The sequence below is a fragment of the Pseudolysinimonas sp. genome (assembly GCF_039912695.1).
In the GTDB taxonomy this organism is placed as follows: domain Bacteria; phylum Actinomycetota; class Actinomycetes; order Actinomycetales; family Microbacteriaceae; genus Pseudolysinimonas_A.
In genome coordinates this window covers 1-21,657 of sequence record NZ_JBDSPJ010000015.1, presented here as the reverse complement: position 1 = coordinate 21,657, position 21,657 = coordinate 1, and the positions used below count along the sequence as shown (strand labels likewise).

The window sequence follows — 21,657 nt, the reverse complement described above, 5'->3', positions numbered from 1 at the left end:
CGTGGAGCCTAAACCGGAATCGTGTCGGCGTCGGCCTCAACCGGTGCCCCGGTGAGGGAACTGCCGGTCATCGAGTCGGAGCCAGCGTCACGGCCGCCGGAGAGCACGTCGAGAACGATGATCGAGATGTTGTCACGGCCGCCGTGCTGCTTCGCGCGGTCGACTAAGGCTTGAGCCGCCGTCTCGGGACGCCCGCTCATCGTGAGCACGGCCCGGATGCTCTCGTCGTCGAGTTCGGAATGCAACCCGTCGGAGCAGACCAGCATTCGCTCGCCGTTGATCAGGGGCACCAGCCAGCTGTCGGCCATGCTGTCGGCGGCGCCGATCGCGCGCGTGATGACGTTGCGATTCGGGAAGGTCTGGAGGTCTTCGCGGCGCAGTTCACCACGTTCGATGAGCTCTTGCCCGAGCGAATGATCCGTCGTCAGTTGGGTCAATTCCGCGCCCATGTGCCGGTAGACGCGGGAATCGCCCACATTGAAAACCAACCAGCACGGGATGCCATCCTGCTTCACGAGGGCGAGCCCGGAGACCGTGCTGCCCGCGCCACGCGTGGTCTCGCCCGCGACCGCCGCCACCCCGTCATCGGCGGCAAGCAGGGCATCCCGGATGTCAGTCAGCTCGGCAAAGTCGCGTCCCGCCAGCTTCGTGAATGCCGCCACGACGGCAGCACTCGCCCGGTCGCCGGCCTCATAGCCGCCCATGCCGTCGGCCACAAGGAACACCGGAGATTCGGCGAGATAAGAGTCCTCGTTGATCTCGCGTTTGAGCCCTGGGTCGGTCACGGCCGCGACCGCGAGTTTGATGGCGTCGCCGTCACTCACCGCGGCGCATCCCCCTCGCCGAAGACGACGCGCATGCCGACCTTGCCCAGCACGAAACGCTCGGTCAGCGGCGACGAGGTGCCCGCGTCGAGCAACCGTTCGCTGCCATCCTGGCCGATCACGATGACGCCGTTCGTGGCGTTCAGGTCGGTGATGGTCCACTGCCCTTCGCCGAGGTCGAGGCGCGCGTGCACTTTCGAGAGCGTGCGCGTGACGTCGGGGATCGCGATCTGCTGCGCGGCGGGGTCGGCACCGTCAGGTTTGCGGCCGAGCACGATCGAGGTGCGTTGCAGGCGGAAGGTCGGTCCGTCGTCGACCATCAACCGCCAGGGAACGACCGGTCGACGGTCGACGACGACGGTACTTTCATCGGCGTCGTCGTCGTTGTCGTCGGCACCCTGATCGGCCGCGACGAGCTCGGGTTCGGGCACCGGGGCGACCGCGGCGGGAGTTGGCTCCGGCACAGGAATCGGCACCGGCACAGGCGGCAGCGGTGCAGGAGGCGGCGGGAGCAGCGTGGGTGGCGGCGGGAGCAGAGTCGGCGCAACGGGCGCGGGCGGCGGGGCGATCACCATCGGCGGCGGGGCTGAGACCGGAGTGCCGAAGGCGGCCGCGAGTGACGGGGGCATCGTCGGCGCCGGAGGTGCCAGGACTACCGGCGGGGGCGCGGGCGGTGCCGGAGGGGCAGGGGGTGCCGGAGGAGCCGGGGGTGCGGGCGGCACGGGCGCGGACACGACGGGTGCGGGCGGGACGGGCGCCGGGGGCGGCGGCGGAGGCGGAGGACTGCTCACCTCGTCAGCGTAACCGGGGCCGCGGAGGGCGGCTGCGCTGTCGCTGGGCGCGGACTCCACCGAGTTGGCGATCCGCTGCTGCATCGTCGAGGTGTCGGCCGAGGCGCCGCGAGCGAGGATCGTCGCCCAAATCGGCGGGAGCAGGATTGCGAGCACCGTGAGATCGCTGCCCCGGCCGAAATGCGCGTTGATCCGCGAGGTCGCCTGCGCCTTCAGATACAGCGCATAGAACTGCGCAATCGGGATGACGTAGAACACCGCCGACGACGGGGCAACACCGCCGAGTCGAAAAATCTCCGCCTCGTTGAGAAAGGGCACCCACGCCTTCCAGCTTTCGGCGCCGAGGCGAGCAAACACGCGCGACAGCATCGCGGCGTACCAGAGGTACCAGCCCGCGGCGAGGAGCAGGAACACCAGCCCGACGATGATGAGGACGGCCTGCGCGGAATCGGTCACGGCCGCCCCACCTTTCGCAGCGAAGGGACGAACCGCAGCACCAGCTCGCGTGATGCACCGAGGTCACGCAGCAGGGAGGCCGGGGCGATCGCGGCGAGGATGCGGCGGTGCAGCGGCATCCCGGCGGAGAGGTCTCGGCGCTCGTCGTCGACGAGGTCCCACGACGTGCGGCTGGCGTCGCGCTCGGGCGGATGTTCCGCAAACACAGCTCGATCGACAGCGGTCGCAAGTTCCAGGGCGCGGGGACGGCCGACGGCCTCCGCAATTGCGGCGCGGCTGCCGCGGATGGGGAGTCCGAGCCCGGCGTCGAGGTATCCCGCGACGAGTTCGCTCCAGGCTCCGACCATGCTGACCTCCGGCTGTGCCGCCTCGCGCAGCGAGCGCCGACGCACCACCTTGGCCACCGCCAGCACGAGAGCAGGCAGCACGAGCAACAGCAGCGCGAGAGCCGAAATGCCCACCACTCGCAGCACCGGCACCACGACATCCCACCAGCCGGGCACGGGCGGTTGTTCGGTACTCGCTGCGTTCGAGTCGTCGCGCTGTGCCTGAGGCGGATCGAGCGGGTCACTCGCCGGCTGATCGGGAACCGTCGGATTCTCGGGCAACTTCTCACCGTCGGTGATCGTGATCGGCGAAATGTCGTGCTGCGGGGTGACGTCAAACGCCGTCCAGCCTCCGGTCGGCGACCCGACCTCAACCCAGGCGCTCAGGTCGGCGCCGGTGCACACCTCGGTGCAAAACGGGATGCCGGGGTCGGCCGGGTCGGCAACCGTGCGCACGCCGAGGACGACCCGCGAGTTGAACCCGAGGTAGCGCGCGATCAGGGCGACGGCGACCGAGAACTGCTCGTCGTCGCCGACCGCAGCCACCAGCGAACCGCCGTTGGCATCCGATCCTGCGCGTTGCTCTTGAACGTTGAGGTCAGCGAAGAGGCCCTCGATTCGGGAGGCCGAATGCCCCGACGGGCTGCTGAGAAAGGTGTACGACCCGGTTGACCCCAGAGTCGCGATCCAGGCGGCAGAACCCGCGGCGTCCGTCAGGGAGTGACTCAGGTAGCCGCGGTCGCGCAGCCGCGAAATCAGCTCGGCCAACCCGGCTCCGTCGCGCGTCACGCTCTGGTGCTCGACCCAGGCGGCGAGCTGAGGGTAGTCGTCGGCAGAAACCGAAGCCTGGGCGCCCTTCTCGCTCGCGAAATCCGCAGGGGCAGCCGACGCCCCTGCGTCGACCGTGTACCTGTCCCCCGCGACCAGGCCGTAACCCGTTCCCGCGGTGGCGACGTCAATCGCAGAGCCGCTCGCGGCATCCAGATAGAAGGCGCCGGAAAGTGCTTCGGCGCGCGGTCCGGTGAACGAGGGCGCGGAGGTCACGCCACCGGGCACCGGAAGCCAGATGCCGTGATAGCCCTCGCCGATCTGGATGGTTACGGCGGGTCCTGCGGCCGGCGTGCCCCCGGGGAGGCGCACGAAACGGACTCCGCCTCGACCCACTCCGACCTCGAAGGCGTCGCCGGTGTAGGCGTCGAGGGTTGCCAGCCGGATGCGATCGACGCCCGTCGCCCCGGAGATCGAAAACAACTCGGAGTTGAGGCCGACATCGGTAAACGAGCTGCGGTATGCGCTGAGTGGGCTCGGTTGCTGACGCAGGATGAGCAGCGGATCGACCGCGTCACGCAACGCCTGCCGTGGCACCAGCCCCTGCGCAATCGGCGCAATCGCAACGCCGGCACCGAGAGCCACTGCGACGAGCAGGACCGCCGCGATCCATCGGCGAAGGCGCAGGGCGAAGGTCTCGGCGAATTGACGCACCGACGACGAGGTTGCCTGCGCGAGACGCAGCGCCGCCGCTCGACGGAGCCGGGCTCGACCGACCAACCAGACCACGGATGCCACGACGACGAGCACTCCGAGCAGTACCTCGCGCACGGCCGGGAGCCGGAAGTCGCCGACCGCTGCTGCGGCACCGGTATCGCTCGCGCCGAACACGATGCCGAAGCACGCCATGGCGACCACAATCCCGGCGGCAGTTGCCGACCCGCGGCCATCGCGAACGATCAGGAAGGCGGCAAGCGTCGTGCCCACCACGATGAGCACGAAAAACGGCACGAGCACCGCTTGGTAGGCACCGAGCGGGAGGCTGAGGGTCAGAAGTTGCTTCCAGCCGACGACGATTCCCACGACGCCGTCCCGCACGCCGCGGACGACCGAAACCGGCGTTCCCAGTGCCGAGGGGATCGCAACCGGCACCACCAACAGCAGATAGCCGACCGCGGCGAGGATCGGAATCATCCAGTTCGACCATCGCAGCGCGCGCACCAGAAGCACCACGCCGATCCCGAGGGCCGCGCCAACAGCGGCAACCACCGCCAGAAGGGGAGTGCGGTACACCTCCCACGCGGATGCTGTCGCCAGAGCCACCCCGACCACGAGGTAGCCCAGTCCCCACACCAGCAGGCTCCCGAGCGGGCGAGCTGAGGCTGCGGCGGGCCGGGTCGCGGCGGGCAGCTTGGCGCCAAGACTCATCGCACCGCCACTCATCGCACCGCTCCCCGGGCCATCATGTTCTTCAGGTCGTTGAGGGTGCCGATCGTGAGCACCGAGAGTTCTTTCGCCGACCGCAGAGTCGGCTCCGCCCCCGGTTCGGAGCGCACCGCGACCACGGCAACCTGCGGCGGGAAGGCGAACGCCGCCGCGCGGAGCCGCGTGAGGTCGACCTGCGAGCCGGTCACCAGAAACGCAATCGAGAGTTCCGGGAACGATTGCACAGTGAGCCGACTGACCAGCTCGAGAGGCATCGCGTTGTCGCTGTTCTCGACCCCGGCAAAACCGTCGAGCAGATTCTTCGTGCTGAACGTTGACAGCGTCTGGATCGACCGAACGACGTCCCGCGAATAGTCCGGGATGTCGGCGCTGGCGGCAACGAGCACGTCACGTCCATCGCGCACACCCTGCACACCCAGCGAGGCGGCCGCGCTCACCGACATCTCGAACTCGTCGTCATCGGTGTAGGCCGTGGTCTCCAGATCGAGCACGATCGCGATTCGCGAGTGCCGGGTCTCTTCGTACTGACGCACCATCAGTTGCCCGGTCTTCGCCGTCGACTTCCAGTGCACGTGGCGATAAGAGTCGCCGCTGACGTACTGACGGATCGCGTGAAACGAGAGATCGGAGTCGACAATGTCACTCGTCGGGGCACCCTCGAGGTCGCGAACCAGGCCCGCACTCGTACTCGGAATCGCGACCGTAACCGGGTGCACGAAGATCTGCTGGCTGCCCGGCCAGGCATGCTCACGGCGCAGGATGCCGACCGGGTCACCGCGGCCGATCGTCATCGGGCCGACCTGAATCACTCCGCGTCGCGGTGCGGAGATGGACAGCCGTTCACGGTGGCCGGCTCCTCCGCGCAACAGCGGGACGTGCACCTCGACCAGTCCCAACCCGACCGGGATGTCGACGACACCCGGGAGGGCCACGCGCGACGAGCGGTTGACAATATCCAGACTGCCGATGACCTCGGACCCGGCGACGACGCGGTCCTTCGTCAATTCGAGATGCACGCCATAGTCGTGGGCGCCGAGCAGGAACGGAACGCTCAGCACCAACATCACGACGGCGATCATCGCGACGACCCACCCCTCGACGAGCCCGAACGTCAGGCCGCCGACCACTCCTGCGATGGCGACAGCGACCAGCAGCCACCCGGCCGGGGTGACCGTGGTGCGCAGCCAGTCGGTCGCGGTGACCGCTGCCGCTCGCGTGCGACGCAGCAACCGCCGACCCCGGTTCACGCCGACGGCCAGCCCGGTGCGCGTGAGCGTGTACCGGGTGACAGTGCCGGTGCGCGTCCGCGACGACGTACGGGTCGCGTGCGTGCTCCGGGAGCGAGAGCGGGTCTCGGTGCTCATTGTCGTGTGCTCAGGCGCCTAGGCGGCGCCGTTCTCCACGGGCGGTGCGACGTCAAGCAGCACCTGACCGACGACGTCGATTGCGGTGACGCCGTCGAACTCTGCCTCCGGTTCGAGGATCATGCGGTGCGCAAGAGTCGGCACGGCGAGGTCGCGAACGTCGTCGGGGGTGACGAAGGTGCGCCCCCTCGAGGCTGCCCAGGTCATCGCGATGCGCGCGAACGAGATCGCGCCGCGCACGCTGACGCCGAGCTTGACCTCGGTAGCGCGGCGGGTGGCATCCACGATGCGCATGATGTAGTCCGACACCAGGGGGCTGGTGTACACCTCGCGCGCCATGTCGGTCATCGTCACGAGCCGGTCGGTCTCGACGATGCCCGGCACCTCCTTACGAGGGTTGCCGACGCCTTGCAGGATGCGCAGAGTCGCGGCCTCGTCGGGGTAGCCGATCGAGGTGCGGATCATGAATCGGTCGAGCTGCGCCTCGGGAAGCCGGTAGGTCCCGGCCTGCTCGACGGGGTTCTGGGTCGCGATCACTAGGAACGGCCGCCCGACCGGACGGGTGACGCCATCCACCGTGACGTTGCCCTCTTCCATCACTTCGAGCAGCGCTGACTGGGTCTTCGGGCTGGCTCGGTTGATCTCGTCGGCGAGCACCACGTTGGCGAAGATCGGCCCGGCGTGAAACTGGAACTCGCCCTTCTTCTGGTCGTAGACCGTGATGCCGGTGACGTCTCCCGGAAGCAGGTCGGGAGTGAACTGAATGCGGGAGTTCGTGCCCTTCACGGTCGACGAGATCGCGCGGGCGAGTGCCGTCTTGCCGGTGCCGGGCACGTCTTCTAGAAGCACGTGACCTTCGCTGAGGGTCGCCGCGAGCACCAGTTCGACGACATGGCGCTTGCCGAGCACCGCCAGCTCAACGTTGTCGGCCAGCAGGCCGAAGGTCTCGGCGAACCAGGCTGACTGTTCGGGCGCGATCGTCATGCGGTGTCCTCGTTTTCGTAGCTCATGGGTTTTCGTAGCTCATGGGTTTCGTGGCTCATTGGTTGCAGGTGCGTTGGTAGTTGGCTCCGGAGAGGCCGGTATAGCCAGGTCCGGTCCAGGTGACGGTGAAGTCGTAGGTGAACGGGTAGCTGTGGAAGAAGCCACCGTCGTTATCCGACGAAGTCGGCGTGAACTGCCCGGATGCCGGCCCGCTTGCGGTGATGCCGGCCGCGTTGTCGGCGTCATCGTTGTCGACGTCAAGCTGGTTGCACTGCGGGAACTTCAGCGTGACGGTGGTGGCCGGTCCGCCGGCTGCCGGAGTGATCGTCGTCTCGGCACTACACCGCGGCTGGCCGCCGATGTTCTTGCAGTACGCAACCGTGACGGCAGGCGTGCCGTTCGAGGGCAGGTCGGTGAGCGAGTTCTGGAGGCCGCCCCCGTTGACGCGGTAGCGCTCTTGGAAGCCGTTGCCCGGGTTGTTCGCCGCGTGGTCAACACCGGCCAGCCCGTAGTACTTGGTGTCGCCGCCGCCCGAGGGGTTGGTGGCGATTTGGTAGGTCAGGGGTCCAGCGGGTGCGTCCGGGGCCGCGAAGGTGAAGGATGCGATGCTCCCGGTGCTCACGGCGCCGAACCCGTATGAGATGCAGGCCGAGACCGAGTAGTCCTCATTCGGAGTGAGGCCCGAAATCGTTGATGTCGCAGACGTCGCGGCAGCACCCGAGACCTGCTGGTCGCCGTTGGCGTCAGCGGTGCAGCTTGGCTGGCTCCCCTGCCAGGCGTAATACGTCACGCTTTGCGGCTTCGGGCTGCCGTTCGCACCGGCAGTGGCGCCGGTCAGGATGATGGCCGTGCCGTCGGAGTTCGAGGCCGCGCTCCCCTGGGCGGTCACCTGCGGGGTACCGACCGCGAGCGCCGTGATGGATACCGTGTCGCCCTCGTTGCTGCCCGCGATCGGCGGGTTGAACCGGCTGATCGGGATGACTTGCAGCAGTCGGCTGCCCGGCTGAAGGCTGATGTCGGCAGTCGTTGTGTTGCCGGTGCGGCTGATCGTGGTGATCGGGGTGCCACTGACCAGCACTCGGTACGCCTGGGCGTCGTCGTCCGCCGTGATGCTCAGCGTGACGACCCCATTGTTCGGTCCCGTGCTCCCCGAACCGCTGCCCGCGCGATAGACGCTGGCGACGGCAAGGTTCGTGATGACCGGTTTGGCGTAGGCGCGGGTGACGACTCCGTTGGTATCGAGCGATTCACCGACCGAGTTCGCGGCGCGTGCGGTGTAGGTGTGGTCGGCTCCGTTGACCAGGCCGGTCACGACGCACTGATAGTCAACGCCCTGCGGCGAACAGGTCGCCGTGGCAACGGCAGAGCCGCCCTCGTAAAGTCGAACGCCGGAGACCGGCGGATGGGCGTTGCGCGCGTCACCGAGGTCGACCCGGAGCGTGACGCTGCTGGGACTGTACGCGGTGGTGATGACGCTCGCCGGCCGTTGCGGGTACCCGAGGACGTCGATCGTGAGCTGACCGGGGCCGGTGCGCCCCTGCGCGTCGGCCACCGTGAACGGCACGACGCATTCACCACCGATCGGCTTCGGTCCGGAGGGCCAGGTCGCGATCACCTGATGGTCGTCACCGACCCGCACACTCGCGACCGGGCAGGTCACCGTTCCGCCAGCGGACGAGCCGCCGACGCCGACCAGAGTGAGGCCCGATCCCTGAAGCGCTCCCTTGAACGGGTCGTACTCACCCGCCTTGCCGATGACCGCGATCGAGCAGGTCGCGCCCGCGCTGACGTCGCACTGCTGGGTGAAGCTCGCGCCACGCGGGGCGTCCGCCGGGGCGATCCCGACAATCAGGGTGATGCCTGCCGTCAGCCCGCCGTACCCGGTGATCGAAACTCTTACCGTCTCTCGGGTGCCCGACCGGGCGCGCGCATCCGCGTCGATCTTGATCGAGCCGTCGCTCTGCGGGGTGACGATGAACGCGGTGCCCGAGAAGGCCGTCTGGTAGTCCAGTTTGCTCAAGTCACCGACCCGGTCGCCTTCCCACTTGACCATGTCGTGGTAAAAACTCACGCTGCCGGTCCCGCCGGGCGGCACCGTCACGCTGATCGAGTTAAGGATCGCCTGCGGGTCTTTCGGCTGGATGATGACCGGGATTCCCAGGAGCGTCCAGGTGTCTTGACCGACGACGCGCACGGGCACGGTGCAGGCGTCGGTCCACGGCGCTTCGCGGCCCGCGGAATAGGTCACGGCCGTCGATGAAGTGCCGGTGCACGAGGCGTTGGCTCGCTGCACCGAGTACCCGGGATCGTTGCGGATCTCGATCTGATCACTGGGGTCAAGGTCGAGCAGGGCACGAACCGTGATCGCGACCGACTGCTCTTCACCCACCCGAATCGGCGCTGTACCGGGTCGCAGTTGTAGCCGCATGTCGTCGAACGCCGGGATGCGCAGGAAGCCGTAACTGACCACCTTCGCGCCCCCCGACCCGGTGCCCGTCAGTGAGAACGGCACGATGTCGCCGTCGGCGGGGAGGTCGCCGGCAATGCGGCTCCCCGTGACCGTGTACCGAGAGGCCGAGGGACCCCAGATCGCGAGTTCGAGGCTCGACGGGTCGCCGGTCGCCCACTGCACCTTGTCGGTCACGACGTCGATTCCCGAGGCGAGCTGGCCGCGATTTTCGGCCGTGACGACGGTGTCGGTGACGAGCGGGGCATCCGGTGAGGGGGTGTCGGTGACGTTGACCACGATCAGGCCCTGGCCGACCGAGAACGAGGCCTGCGAAACCACGGTGTAGACGTAGGAGTGAACGCCCAGCACGTCGCCCGCGGTGACACTGATCTCACCATTCGCGAGGTTGCTGGTGTCGAGCAGTGCGAGGAGCCGGTCGTATTCGGGCGTGCCCACCACAGCGTTCGGCACCACCTTCTGCAGCACCAGCCGACCCTCTTTCGGGTCGCGGTCATTCAGCATCGGTGACACTGTCAGCGGCGTCGGGGTGCCGGCTTGCACGCGCAGATAGTCGCCGTAGGTGATCGGGGTGAGATCCGACACATTCGTCGCCAGCACGCCGACTCGCACCACGCCCGTGGCGTCTTCACCCGCGGTGTCACGCACCCGGTAGGCGAAGGTGACTTGGCCGCCGGGGACGCCGTTGCCGGGTGCGGTGTAGACGATCGCGTCGCCTTCGGCCGAGATGGCCGCGAAACCCTGACCGGCCGCGGGCTGGTCGACGTCGGCCAACACCACGCGGTCACCGTCGGGGTCGATGCCTGATCCGCTGAACGGGATCGAGATCGACTGTCCCGCGACGACACGACCGGTGAGGATGGGTGGTTGCGGTGCACGGTTGGTACCCGCGGGCAGCACCGTCACGGTGATCGTCGCCGAATCGAGTAACTGGGGCGCGTTCTCGAGATAGAGCGAGTAGCGCAAGGTGTAGACGCCGGGGGCCTCGGGCGCGAGATACCGCACCCGGTCGCCTGCGACGAACGCGAGCTCGCCCGCAGCACCGGATCCCTGCACGTCGGGATACAGAACCACCCGCTCGCCGCGCGGGCTGACGTCGTTAGCCAGTACCAGGATGTCGGCCTGGTTGCCAGCGCGAACTGTCGCCGTGTCGGGAACGGCGATGGGTCCGGTGATAGTTGCCGAGGCGACCAAGAAGACCGTGACGGTTCCCTGCACAGATGCGCCGGCGCCGTCAGTGACGGTGACGAGAGCGGTTCCGACAGTGCCGGGCAAGCCGTTATCTGTCGTCCCCGAGACCCGAATGCGCGACTGCCCGACAACGCTCACGCCGAGGCTGGGTTGCGAAGCAGTGGCCTGGGAGACGATCAGCACCCGACCTGAGGTGTTCTGCACGGCAGCGAGCACGTCAACAGTGGTGTCTTCGTTGGCACGCACGAATGCCGTGATGGGTGCCATCGACAACGGAGCTCCGCCACCAACCACGGTGACGCGCAGGATCGCCGACTGCTGAGCCGACGTCTGCAGATCGTGAACCGTGTATGTCACGACATAGTCGCCCGCGGTACTCGCCGTGAGATCGATCGTGCCCGCCGCGGCGTTCGGCACGACGATCAGGCCGCCCGCCTGCGAGGTCTGCACGGCGTCGACAATCGAGAAGGACCCCGAGCCGCCGCGCACGTGTTGGGCGATGTCGACCGAGATCTTTTCGTTCACGCCCGCGACGGCCGCGATCGGTTCCGCGACCAGCGCGGAGTTGGCCGTCACCCGAACCTCGAGCGTCTTGGTCGCGGACGCACCGTGCGAGTCGGTGACCGTGACCGTGATCGGGATGACCTCATCCCCCGCGTTCGAATCCTGGTGGCGCACCACGACGTTGCCGTCCGCTGTCGCAACCACCGTCACCTGATCGGCAGGGTTGTCTTTCACAGCATCGCTGAGCACGAAGGGGTCGCCCTCGTGGTCGACCCAGCCAAAGAGCACCGGAACTGTCACGGTGCCGCCCGCGGAGATGCCCGGCGTCGGCCAGTCCTGCACGCAGGCCTCGACACCGCACCACTCGGGTGCCGTGTTCGTATCTCCGACGACGGTCAGGGTCACGTTCGCCGGGGGTGAGGTCGACACCCCGTCAGTCACGGCGTAGCTGAAGGTGGTCGACCCACTGCCCGTGACCTGCACGACGGCTTCCTGGTCGTTCGCGGCGAGCGAGATCGTGCCGAACCCGTCCCCGCCGTGAATCGACTCGGGGACGATCGTCAGAACGTCCTTCTTGTTCGGGTCGTGGTCGTTGAGCAGAAGGGGAAGCGCGACCAGCGCTCCACTGCGCACCCCGAACGAGTCGTCGACCGCGACCGGGGGTTCCTGCTCGGCGACATCGTCAACCTGGATCGTTCCCGAGGCGCGGTCGTTCTGATCGTCGAGGTTCCACTCGGTGACCGGAATCAACTTGCCGTCGGGAATGCGCCACAGCATCCCGGAGGAGGTCTCATTGAGAACCGCGCGATCCCCGTTGGACCGAATGACCGGCACGATCGCGTCGACGTCATCGAGCAACGTGCCGTCGAGAGTGAGAGCGGTCGCCCCACCCGACTCAGTCCACAGACTGCCGGCTGAGGATGACAACCAGGCGGCAACCAGTTCGCCATGGACGACGGTCGGCTGGGCCGGGGTGCCCGCCCCAGTGGCGATATCTTGCGTCGCTCCGGTCGCCGAATCGACGGAGATCAGGCTGCGGTCATCGGCGAGGTGCACGCCGACCCCGGTCGTCGTCGAGGCCTGCAGAACGGCGGTGCCCGACAGGCCCGTGTCGACAGGATCGGCGCGTCCGGGGAGCCACAGAAGGCCCGAGACCGAGTCGAAGAGAGCCCACGCGCCGTGCACGAGCGTCATGGAGAGCTTGGCGTCGGCCGTCGGCGGGCTTTGCACCTCGACCGGCTCACGGAACTCGTCGCGGGACGGGTCGTAGATTCGCACCGACGACTCGGCTGCCGAGTACATCGCGACCAGGCCCGACTCGTCGACAGTGATGGCGCTCGCGACGTAACTGGGCCCCTGCACGCCTTCGGCCACCTTGACGTCGCGGAAAGGATCGACAAGCGTCGGGAGGACGGGCGCGCCGTCGATCGGCACCTTGCCCAAATACGCCTTGCCGGTGTCGGTCAGGTAACTCAGCCACACCCCCGACTGCCCCACCGCGCGGGTTCCGGTGGGCGTGGGCTCACCGGCATCCGGAGTCGTCCCGTTGGCGGCGGTGTCGGTCGAGCCGCCGAGGTTGCCGGGGTTCGCGGGGTCGATCGTCCAGGCGCGGCCGAAGCCCTGAGTGAAGACCAGGCCCGCAGCGCCGTTCTGCGCGATGCCGCTCGGATCGCTCGCCGTTCGCACGGTGTCGATCTCGCCGAGCTCGGTGTTGACTCGCGCGTACTGCCCGGCCGCCCGCGTCACCCAGACCGACGACTCGACGGCGGGAACCTCCTGCGCGTCGTACCCGTCGACGACGACCGCGAGAGTTGCGACGACCGCAATCGACGCCAGACCGGCGACGAGCGGGATGAGCCCGCGTCGCGATCGGCGGGGAGCTGCGGCAGCACGAGCCATCGCTACAACACTCCCGAGGCAAACAGGACGATGACCCCGACGACAGCGAGTACGCCGGCTCCGACGAGTCCGCCGATGACGGCTGTCTTCCACGGCGCTTGCGCCTTCGGCGGCAGCACGCCGTCGTCATCCTGCCGTCGCGAGGTGTACGCCTGCGCCGCGCGCGCCGCCCGCCGCGAGTCTTTATTAACCGTTGAGATGACCGGACCACGAGGTGCCGACGAGGCGAAGTCGACGGGCGCGGCGGCACTTGCCCACTCGGTAGCGGCCACCTCGAGGGTCGTCGGCGGCAGACCCGCCTCGTACTGTGCCCAGCGCAGTTCTTCGGCGAACGCGTACATCGACTCCTGCCGCGCGGCCGGCACCTTGCTCATCGACCGCGCGAGGATGTCGTCAACCCGCTGCGGAACGTCGGGCCGTCCGATCGGCGTGTACTTGGCCTTCACGACGCGTTCGGTCAGCACATCCCGACGGTTCTTCTCGCGGTCGGTCGATTCGAACGGGCTGTGCCCGGCGAGCAGGGTGTAGAGAGTGGCGCCGAGACTCCACACTTCGCTCGCGACCGATCCGGTGACCTGTTGCTCGAGCACTTCGGGCGCCGACCACGGCACCGACATCGCGAACACTTCTTCGCTGTCGTCGAGCGGTTCAAGCGCCGCGGCGACACCGAAGTCGGCGAGCACGGGAGTACCGAGGCTGGTGATCAGGATGTTGGACGGCTTGATGTCGCGGTGCAGCAGCCCCGAGCGGTGGGCCGTCTCAAGCGCGGCCGCCATCCGCACGCCGGTGTCGAGCACCTCCGCGACCGGCAGCGGACCCTTCTTGTACTTCGCGCTCATCGTTTCGGGGCAGTACTCCATCACGAAGTACGGCCGGCCGTCGGCCGAGATGCTCGCCTGGTAGATGGTCACGATCGAGGCGTGCGCCGACAGCCGCGCCATGATGTCGGCTTCGGCATTGAAGGTGCGGATGACCTCGGGATTCACGGCGTCGTCGACCAGCACCTTCACCGCAACGACGCGGCGCGGCATGTCTTGCTCGAACAGGTAGACGTCGGCAAACCCGCCCGAGCCGAGCGGACGGATGTAGGTGTAACCCGGAAGGATCGGCGGCGCAGCACCCTGACGTCTCACCACGCGCTCGCACCCTTCACGATCTGGCCCCTCTCGATCCGGCGCCAGCGCACGGGGACTTCACCTGCTGGAACGATTCCGCTCAGGTCACGTAGTGCGAGTCGCGACAGCGATGCGGAAGTCCTCCCCGAGGTCGAGGATATCTCCTACTTCCAGGGCGGTTGACCGGCCTTCGTGCAGTAACCGGGGAGCGCGCGTCGGGGTGAGCACGATCGTGCCGTTGGTCGAATCGAGGTCGCGGGCTCGCAGTTCGCCATCGATCAGAGCGACTTCGAGATGGATGCCGGAGATCTCGCGATTCGGGGACGGCGCGACGACGTAGAAGGTCGTGGTCTCGTCCGGAGTCGTTCGCCACGGCCGCCGCCCGACGACGACCGGAGTGCTCGGCTCCAGTTGACTGCCGTCGGGGAGGTGCAGCACGAAAATTCGGGATGACAGGCGTGCGAGATCGACGCGACGCGGCTCGGCGGGCGCCGACCGCTGCTCGACGACGACAGGACTCGGCTCGGCCGCGGCCTCGACCTCGACCTCAGCCAGGTGAGGCAGCTCGATGGTGCGGGTCTGCAGGTCTTCGACGATCGGCAACTCCGGAGCGGCTTCGGCAGCAGCATCGATCGCGATGTCGCGCGTGCGCACCACCCCGCGCCTGATCGGCAACTGCAGGTCGCCAGCCTCCGGGGTGCCGATCGTCAGGCGCAGGGTCTGCACCCCGCGCACCTCGCCGCTCCAGGAGGTCGCGCCGGTCGGCCCTTCCAGACGAGTGGATGCCGCACCGGCCAGATCGACAGACAGTTCGCCCGAGACGGCGACCCGCACGATGCGTTCGACCGGATCGATGACTTCGACGATCGCAAACCGCTTCGCCGAGCCGTGCAACATGAACACGTCGAGCACATCAGCGATCGTCGTCGCGGGCAGTTCGAGCAGCCGGTAGAGCTCGACCGCGACGCTGGGAGCGTTCTCTTCGCCGAGCAGGCAGACGAAGCGGTCGGTCACGACAGCGTGACCCGTTCCCGCGTGCGGGCCAGAGGGAACGTAGGCGAACATCCTGACCAGGCTAACGGGCCGCGCGCATCCCGAGCGCGGGGCGCGCGAACGACGAAGGGCCCTACCTTGCGGCAGGGCCCTTCGTGTGTGACAGGTGACTAGTTGTAGGTACCCGGCGAGAAGTCGTCAGACGAGAACGAGTCGAAGTCGACGAATGACAGGTCGCCTTCGGTGAACGTCGCGTCGTCGGTGAAGATGCGGTTCGGGTAACGCTCCGCCTTCGCCTCTTCCGTAGCTTCGACCGTCACGCTGCGGTACTTCTGCAGACCCGTACCGGCCGGGATCAGCTGGCCGATGATGACGTTCTCCTTCAGGCCGCGCAGCGTGTCGGACTTACCCTCCATGGCGGCCTGCGTGAGAACGCGGGTCGTCTCCTGGAAGGATGCAGCCGACAGCCACGACTCGGTCGCGAGCGACGCCTTGGTGATACCCATGACCTCTTCACGAGCCGACGCGGTCTTCTTGCCCTCAAGCAGCGTCGCGCGGTTGATCTCGTTGTACCGCGAACGGTCAACCAGCTCACCCGGCAGCAGATCGGTGTCGGCGTGCTCGACGACGGTCACCTTGCGCAGCATCTGCCGCACGATGACCTCGATGTGCTTGTCGTGGATCGGAACACCCTGCGAGCGGTAAACGCCCTGCACGCCGTCGACGAGGTGCTTCTGCACGGCCCGGACACCCAGAACACGCAGCACCTCCTTCGGGTCGAGGTTGCCGATCACGAACTGCTGGCCGAGCTCGACGTGCTGACCGTCTTCGATCAGCAGCGTCGCGCGCTTGAGCACCGGGTACGCCTTCGCCTCGTCGCCGTTGTCGGGCGTGAGGATGATGCGGCGCTGACGGTCGGTGTCTTCGATGTTGACGCGACCGGGTGCCTCGGCGATCGGGCTCGCACCCTTGGGGGTACGCGCCTCGAACAGCTCCGTCACGCGGGGCAGACCCTGCGTGATGTCGTCGGCACCCGTCGAGCCACCGAAGTGGAAGGTGCGCATCGTGAGCTGAGTGCCGGGTTCACCGATCGACTGGGCGGCGATGATGCCGACCGCTTCGCCGATATCGACGAGCTTGCCGGTGGCAAGCGAACGGCCATAGCAGGCCGCGCACACGCCGACGGCGCTCTCGCAGGTCAGAACCGAACGCACCTTGATCGTTTCGACGCCGGCCGCGATGAGCTTGTCGATGAGCACGTCACCGACGTCGTCACCGGCCTCGCCGATGACCTTGCCCTTCGCGTCGAGCGCGGCCTCGGCGAGCGAGCGCGCGTAGACCGCGTTCTCGACGTTCTCGTCGCGGACCAGCCCGCCATCCACCATGTCGGCGATGCGCAACTCGAGACCCTTGGTCGTTCCGCAGTCGTCTTCGCGGATGATGACGTCCTGCGCAACGTCGACGAGTCGACGCGTCAGGTAGCCAGAGTCCGCGGTACGCAGAGCGGTGTCAGCCAGGCCCTTACGAGCACCGTGGGTGGCGATGAAGTACTCGGCCACCGACAGGCCCTCGCGGTACGAGGAAATGATCGGACGCGGGATGGTCTCACCCTTCGGGTTCGACACGAGCCCCCGGATGCCGGCGATGTTGCGCACCTGCAGCCAGTTGCCTCGAGCTCCCGACGACACCATCCGGTAGATGTTGTTGTCCTTCGGGAACGCGTCCTGCATCGCCTTCGCGACCTCGTTGGTCGCCTCGGTCCAGATGTCGATGAGCTCACGACGACGGCTCGCGTCATCGATGAGGCCCTTGTCGAACTCGCCCTGAACCTTCGCGGCCTTCTTCTCGTGCTTGGCGACGATTTCGGGCTTGTTCTTCGGCGTCAAGACGTCGGACAGCGCGACCGTCACACCGGAGCGGGTTGCCCAGTAGAAACCGGCATCCTTGATCCGGTCGAGCGCCGCGGCGACCTCCACCTTGGGGTAGCGCTCGGCGAGGTCGTTGACGATCGACGAGATCTGACCCTTGTCGGCGACGGCCTCAACGTACGGGTAGTCGTCGGGGAGCGTCTCGTTGAAGATCGCCCGCCCGAGGCTCGTCGTGATGAGACGCATCTCGCCCTGGGTGTGGCCCTCGGGCAGTTCGCCCTCGACGAAGTGCACGCCCTGCACCCGGATCCGCACGACCGCGTTGAGGTCGAGCGAGCCCTGGTCCTTGGCGAGGATCGCCTCGGCGACCGACGAGAACGCACGGCCTTCGCCGATCGCGCCCTCCTTGATCGTCGTGAGGTGGTGCAGACCGATGATCATGTCCTGGGAGGGCAGCGTCACCGGTCGGCCGTCAGACGGCTTCAGGATGTTGTTGCTCGCCAGCATCAGGATGCGGGCCTCGGCCTGAGCCTCGACCGACAGCGGCAAGTGCACAGCCATCTGGTCGCCGTCGAAGTCAGCGTTGAACGCTGCGCAGACGAGCGGGTGCAGCTGGATGGCCTTACCTTCGACGAGCTGAGGCTCGAACGCCTGGATGCCCAGACGGTGAAGCGTCGGCGCGCGGTTGAGCAGAACGGGGCGCTCGCGGATGATCTCCTCGAGCACGTCCCAGACCTGCGGGCGCGAACGCTCGACCATGCGCTTGGCGCTCTTGATGTTCTGAGCGTGCGACAGGTCGATCAGACGCTTGATCACGAACGGCTTGAACAGCTCGAGCGCCATCTGCTTGGGCAGACCGCACTGGTGCAGCTTGAGCTGGGGTCCGACGATGATGACCGAACGACCGGAGTAGTCGACGCGCTTGCCGAGCAGGTTCTGGCGGAACCGGCCCTGCTTGCCCTTGAGCATGTCGCTCAGAGACTTCAGCGCGCGGTTACCGGTACCCGTGACGGGGCGACCGCGGCGGCCGTTGTCGAACAGTGCGTCGACGGCCTCCTGCAGCATCCGCTTCTCGTTGTTGACGATGATCTCGGGGGCACCGAGGTCAAGGAGGCGACGGAGGCGGTTGTTGCGGTTGATCACGCGACGGTAGAGGTCGTTGAGGTCGGAGGTCGCGAAGCGGCCACCATCCAACTGGACCATCGGGCGCAACTCCGGCGGAATCACCGGAACGACATCGAGCACCATCGCGGCCGGCGAGTTGCCGGTCGACAGGAAGGAGTTGACGACGCGCAGACGCTTGATCGCGCGGATCTTCTTCTGCCCACCGCGACCGTTGGCGATCTCGTCGTGCAGCGCGTCGCTTTCGGCCTGGAGGTCGAAGGCGAGCAGACGCTTCTGAATTGCCTCGGCACCCATGAACGCCTCGAAGTACAGGCCGAAGCGGTCCTGCAGCTCGTGGAACACGGAGTCTTCGGGCTTCAGGTCGCCGACCTTGAGCGAGCGGAAGTCATCCCAGACGCGCTGGAGCTGAGCGATCTGCTCGTCGAACGACTTGCGGACCTGCCCCATCTCCTTCTCGGCGCCGTCGCGGACCTTGCGCTTCTGGTCGCTCTTGGCGCCCTCCTCTTCCAGGGCCGCGAGGTCCTGTTCGAGGGTCGACAAACGAACGGCGATCGCCGAGTCACGCTGCTGCTCGAGCTGCTTGATCTCGAGCAACACCTCGCTCTCGAGGCCGGGCAGGTCGGCGTGACGCATGTCGTCGTCGACCGAGATGACCATGTAGGCGGCGAAGTAGATGACCTTCTCGAGGTCCTTCGGCGCCATGTCGAGCAGGTAGCCCAAGCGCGACGGAACGCCCTTGAAGTACCAGATGTGAGTCACCGGGGCGGCGAGCTCGATGTGGCCCATGCGCTCACGGCGCACCGACGACTTCGTCACCTCGACACCACAGCGCTCGCAGACGATGCCCTTGAATCGCACCCGCTTGTACTTGCCGCACGAGCACTCCCAGTCGCGGGAAGGTCCGAAGATCTGCTCGCCGAACAGACCGTCCTTCTCGGGCTTCAGGGTGCGGTAGTTGATGGTCTCCGGCTTCTTGACTTCGCCGTACGACCAGGCACGGATGTCTGTGCTGGTGGCCAGGCCAATCCGGAGCTCATCGAAACTTGTCGCGTTGATCACGTATGTCTCTCTCTACCTGTAATCGAAAACTGTGCTGGATGAGCCGCTGGTCAGATGTCGTCGATGGACGACGACTCGAAGCGGGAGGAGATGTTGATGCCGAGTTCTTCCGCAGCGCGGAAAATCTCGTCGTCAGTGTCCTTGAGGCTGAGCACGTTGCCGTCGACGCCGAGTACTTCGACGTTCAGGCACAGCGACTGCATCTCTTTGATGAGCACCTTGAAGCTCTCGGGGATGCCGGGCTCCTGGATGTTCTCGCCCTTGACGATCGCTTCGTACACCTTGACGCGGCCGAGGATGTCATCCGACTTGATGGTCAGCAGCTCCTGCAGTGCGTACGCGGCGCCGTAGGCCTCGAGGGCCCAGACCTCCATCTCGCCGAAACGCTGTCCACCGAACTGCGCCTTACCACCGAGCGGCTGCTGGGTGATCATCGAGTACGGACCCGTCGAGCGTGCGTGAATCTTGTCGTCGACCAAGTGGTGCAACTTCAGGATGTACATGTACCCGACCGAGATCGGCTCCGGGAACGGCTCACCCGAACGGCCGTCGAACAGACGCGTCTTGCCCGACGAGCCGATCAAACGCTGTCCGTCGCGGTTCTTGAGGGTCGAGTCGAGAAGACCCTCGATCTCTTCCTCGAGCGCGCCGTCGAACACGGGAGTCGCCAGCTTCGTCCCGGGAGGCGCCGAGTGGGCTTCCTTGGGGAGAGTGGCTGCCCACTTCGGCGAACCCTGAACTTCCCAGCCCTGCTTGGCGACCCACCCGAGGTGGGTTTCCAGCACCTGGCCGAAGTTCATGCGGCCGGGGATACCGAGCGGGTTCAGGATGACGTCGACCGGGGTCCCGTCTTCCATGAACGGCATGTCCTCGACCGGAAGGATCTTGGAGATGACGCCCTTGTTTCCGTGACGACCGGCGAGCTTGTCGCCCGCGGTGATCTTGCGCTTCTGGGCGATGAACACCACGACGCGCTGGTTGACGCCCGAGCCGAGCTCGTCGTCGCCATCCTGCGAGTCGAACACCTTGACGCCGATGATCGTGCCCTCTTCACCGTGAGGAACCTTGAGCGAGGTGTCACGCACCTCGCGGCTCTTCTCGTTGAAGATCGCGCGCAGCAGACGCTCTTCGGCACTCAGCTCGGTCTCGCCCTTCGGCGTGACCTTGCCGACCAGGATGTCGCCGGGGCGAACCTCGGCACCGATGCGGATGATGCCGCGCTCGTCGAGGTCGGCCAGCAGCTCGGGGCTCACGTTCGGGAGGTCCCGAGTGATCTCTTCCTTGCCGAGCTTGGTGTCGCGGGCATCCACTTCGTATTCCTCGATGTGGATGCTCGACAGCACGTCGTCCTTGACCAGGTTCTGGCTCAGGATGATCGCGTCCTCGAAGTTGTGACCTTCCCACGGCATGAACGCCACGAGGAGGTTCTTGCCGAGCGCGAGCTCGCCGTTCTCGGTCGCGGGACCGTCGGCGAGAACCTGGCCGACCTCCACGCGGTCGCCGGAGTCGACGATCACGCGGTGGTTGTACGAGGTGCCCTGGTTCGAGCGGTCGAACTTGCGGAGGTAGTAGTCCTGCGTTCCACCCTCGTCGAGCTGAACCGTGACCACATCCGCGCTGACCTCGGAGACAACCCCGGCCTTGAGTGCCGTGATCACGTCGCCGGCGTCGATGGCTGCGTAGCCCTCCATCCCGGTGCCGATGACCGGCGACTCGGAACGCAGAAGCGGAACGGCCTGACGCTGCATGTTCGCGCCCATGAGCGCGCGGTTTGCATCGTCGTGCTCGAGGAACGGGATGAGCGACGTCGCGACCGACACCATCTGGCGCGGGGAGACATCCATGTAGTTGACCTGGTCGGCGTCGACGAGTTCGACCTCGCCGCCCTTCTTGCGCACGAGCACCTTCGGCTCGGCGAAGCGGCCATCGGCCGCCAGCGGCGCGTTGGCCTGGGCGACGACGAACTCGTCTTCCTCGCTCGCGGTCAGGTAGTCGATGTTCGTCGTCGACACCTTGCCGTTGCTGACGCGACGGTAGGGGGTCTCGATGAAACCGAACGAGTTGATGCGCGCGAACGACGCGAGCGAACCGATCAGGCCGATGTTCGGGCCTTCCGGGGTCTCGATCGGGCACATGCGGCCGTAGTGCGAGGGGTGGACGTCACGAACCTCAACACCGGCACGCTCACGGGACAGACCACCCGGGCCAAGTGCCGACAGGCGGCGCTTGTGGGTCAGACCCGCGAGCGGGTTGTTCTGGTCCATGAACTGGCTGAGCTGAGAGGTTCCGAAGAACTCCTTGATCGCGGCGACGACGGGGCGCACGTTGATCAGGGTCTGCGGGGTGATGGCCTCGATGTCCTGCGTCGTCATGCGCTCGCGAACGACGCGCTCCATCCGGGACAACCCGGTGCGAACCTGGTTCTGGATGAGCTCGCCGACCGCGCGGATGCGACGGTTGCCGAAGTGGTCGATGTC

The 21,657-nt window shown here is 67.0% G+C and carries 10 protein-coding genes; all 10 read right to left on the bottom strand.

Annotated elements, in window-relative coordinates; genetic code table 11:
* Nucleotides 1-8: 8 nt before the first annotated feature.
* Entirely contained in the window at nucleotides 9-824 is an 816-nt protein-coding gene (locus tag ABIR17_RS06060; RefSeq protein WP_348003479.1) for a protein phosphatase 2C domain-containing protein, read from the bottom strand.
* Nucleotides 821-2,071 (bottom strand): DUF5684 domain-containing protein, encoded by a 1,251-nt coding sequence (locus ABIR17_RS06055; protein ID WP_348003478.1) that lies wholly within the window; start codon nucleotides 2,069-2,071, stop codon nucleotides 821-823. Before ABIR17_RS06055 ends, ABIR17_RS06060 begins: the two co-directional genes overlap by 4 nt.
* Nucleotides 2,068-4,593 (bottom strand): transglutaminase domain-containing protein, encoded by a 2,526-nt coding sequence (locus ABIR17_RS06050; RefSeq protein WP_348003477.1) that lies wholly within the window; start codon nucleotides 4,591-4,593, stop codon nucleotides 2,068-2,070. The genes ABIR17_RS06055 and ABIR17_RS06050 overlap by 4 nt, the downstream gene beginning before the upstream one ends.
* Before the next feature lie 11 nt (nucleotides 4,594-4,604).
* Nucleotides 4,605-5,975: a DUF58 domain-containing protein gene (locus tag ABIR17_RS06045; RefSeq protein ID WP_348003476.1), complete on the bottom strand. Its 1,371-nt coding sequence runs from the start codon at nucleotides 5,973-5,975 to the stop codon at nucleotides 4,605-4,607.
* A gap of 18 nt (nucleotides 5,976-5,993) precedes the next feature.
* Nucleotides 5,994-6,959 carry an AAA family ATPase gene (locus tag ABIR17_RS06040; protein ID WP_348003475.1) on the bottom strand — a complete coding sequence of 322 codons (966 nt, stop codon included), beginning with the start codon at nucleotides 6,957-6,959 and terminating at the stop codon, nucleotides 5,994-5,996.
* A gap of 55 nt (nucleotides 6,960-7,014) precedes the next feature.
* Entirely contained in the window at nucleotides 7,015-13,020 is a 6,006-nt protein-coding gene (locus ABIR17_RS06035; RefSeq protein WP_348003474.1) for an Ig-like domain-containing protein, read from the bottom strand.
* A 2-nt stretch (nucleotides 13,021-13,022) separates the two neighbouring features.
* Nucleotides 13,023-14,156, bottom strand: a complete 1,134-nt coding sequence (locus ABIR17_RS06030; RefSeq protein WP_348003473.1) for a serine/threonine-protein kinase — start codon at nucleotides 14,154-14,156, stop codon at nucleotides 13,023-13,025.
* Nucleotides 14,157-14,240: 84 nt separating this feature from the next.
* Nucleotides 14,241-15,200 carry an FHA domain-containing protein gene (locus ABIR17_RS06025; RefSeq protein ID WP_348003472.1) on the bottom strand — a complete coding sequence of 320 codons (960 nt, stop codon included), beginning with the start codon at nucleotides 15,198-15,200 and terminating at the stop codon, nucleotides 14,241-14,243.
* 98 nt (nucleotides 15,201-15,298) lie between these two features.
* A complete protein-coding gene (gene rpoC, locus ABIR17_RS06020) occupies nucleotides 15,299-19,180 on the bottom strand; it encodes a DNA-directed RNA polymerase subunit beta' (RefSeq protein WP_348003471.1) in 3,882 nt (1,293 codons plus the stop codon).
* A gap of 50 nt (nucleotides 19,181-19,230) precedes the next feature.
* A partial coding sequence (locus ABIR17_RS06015; RefSeq protein WP_348003470.1) for a DNA-directed RNA polymerase subunit beta occupies nucleotides 19,231-21,657 on the bottom strand: 2,427 nt, incomplete at its 5' end.

Excerpts from the sequence above, each read along its gene's own strand:
- ABIR17_RS06050 (WP_348003477.1), bottom strand. The coding sequence starts at position 4,593 with ATGAGTCTTGGCGCCAAGCTGCCCGCCGCGACCCGGCCCGCCGCAGCC.
- ABIR17_RS06045 (WP_348003476.1), bottom strand. The coding sequence starts at position 5,975 with ATGAGCACCGAGACCCGCTCTCGCTCCCGGAGCACGCACGCGACCCGT.
- ABIR17_RS06040 (WP_348003475.1), bottom strand. The coding sequence starts at position 6,959 with ATGACGATCGCGCCCGAACAGTCAGCCTGGTTCGCCGAGACCTTCGGC.
- ABIR17_RS06035 (WP_348003474.1), bottom strand. The coding sequence starts at position 13,020 with ATGGCTCGTGCTGCCGCAGCTCCCCGCCGATCGCGACGCGGGCTCATC.
- ABIR17_RS06025 (WP_348003472.1), bottom strand. The coding sequence starts at position 15,200 with ATGTTCGCCTACGTTCCCTCTGGCCCGCACGCGGGAACGGGTCACGCT.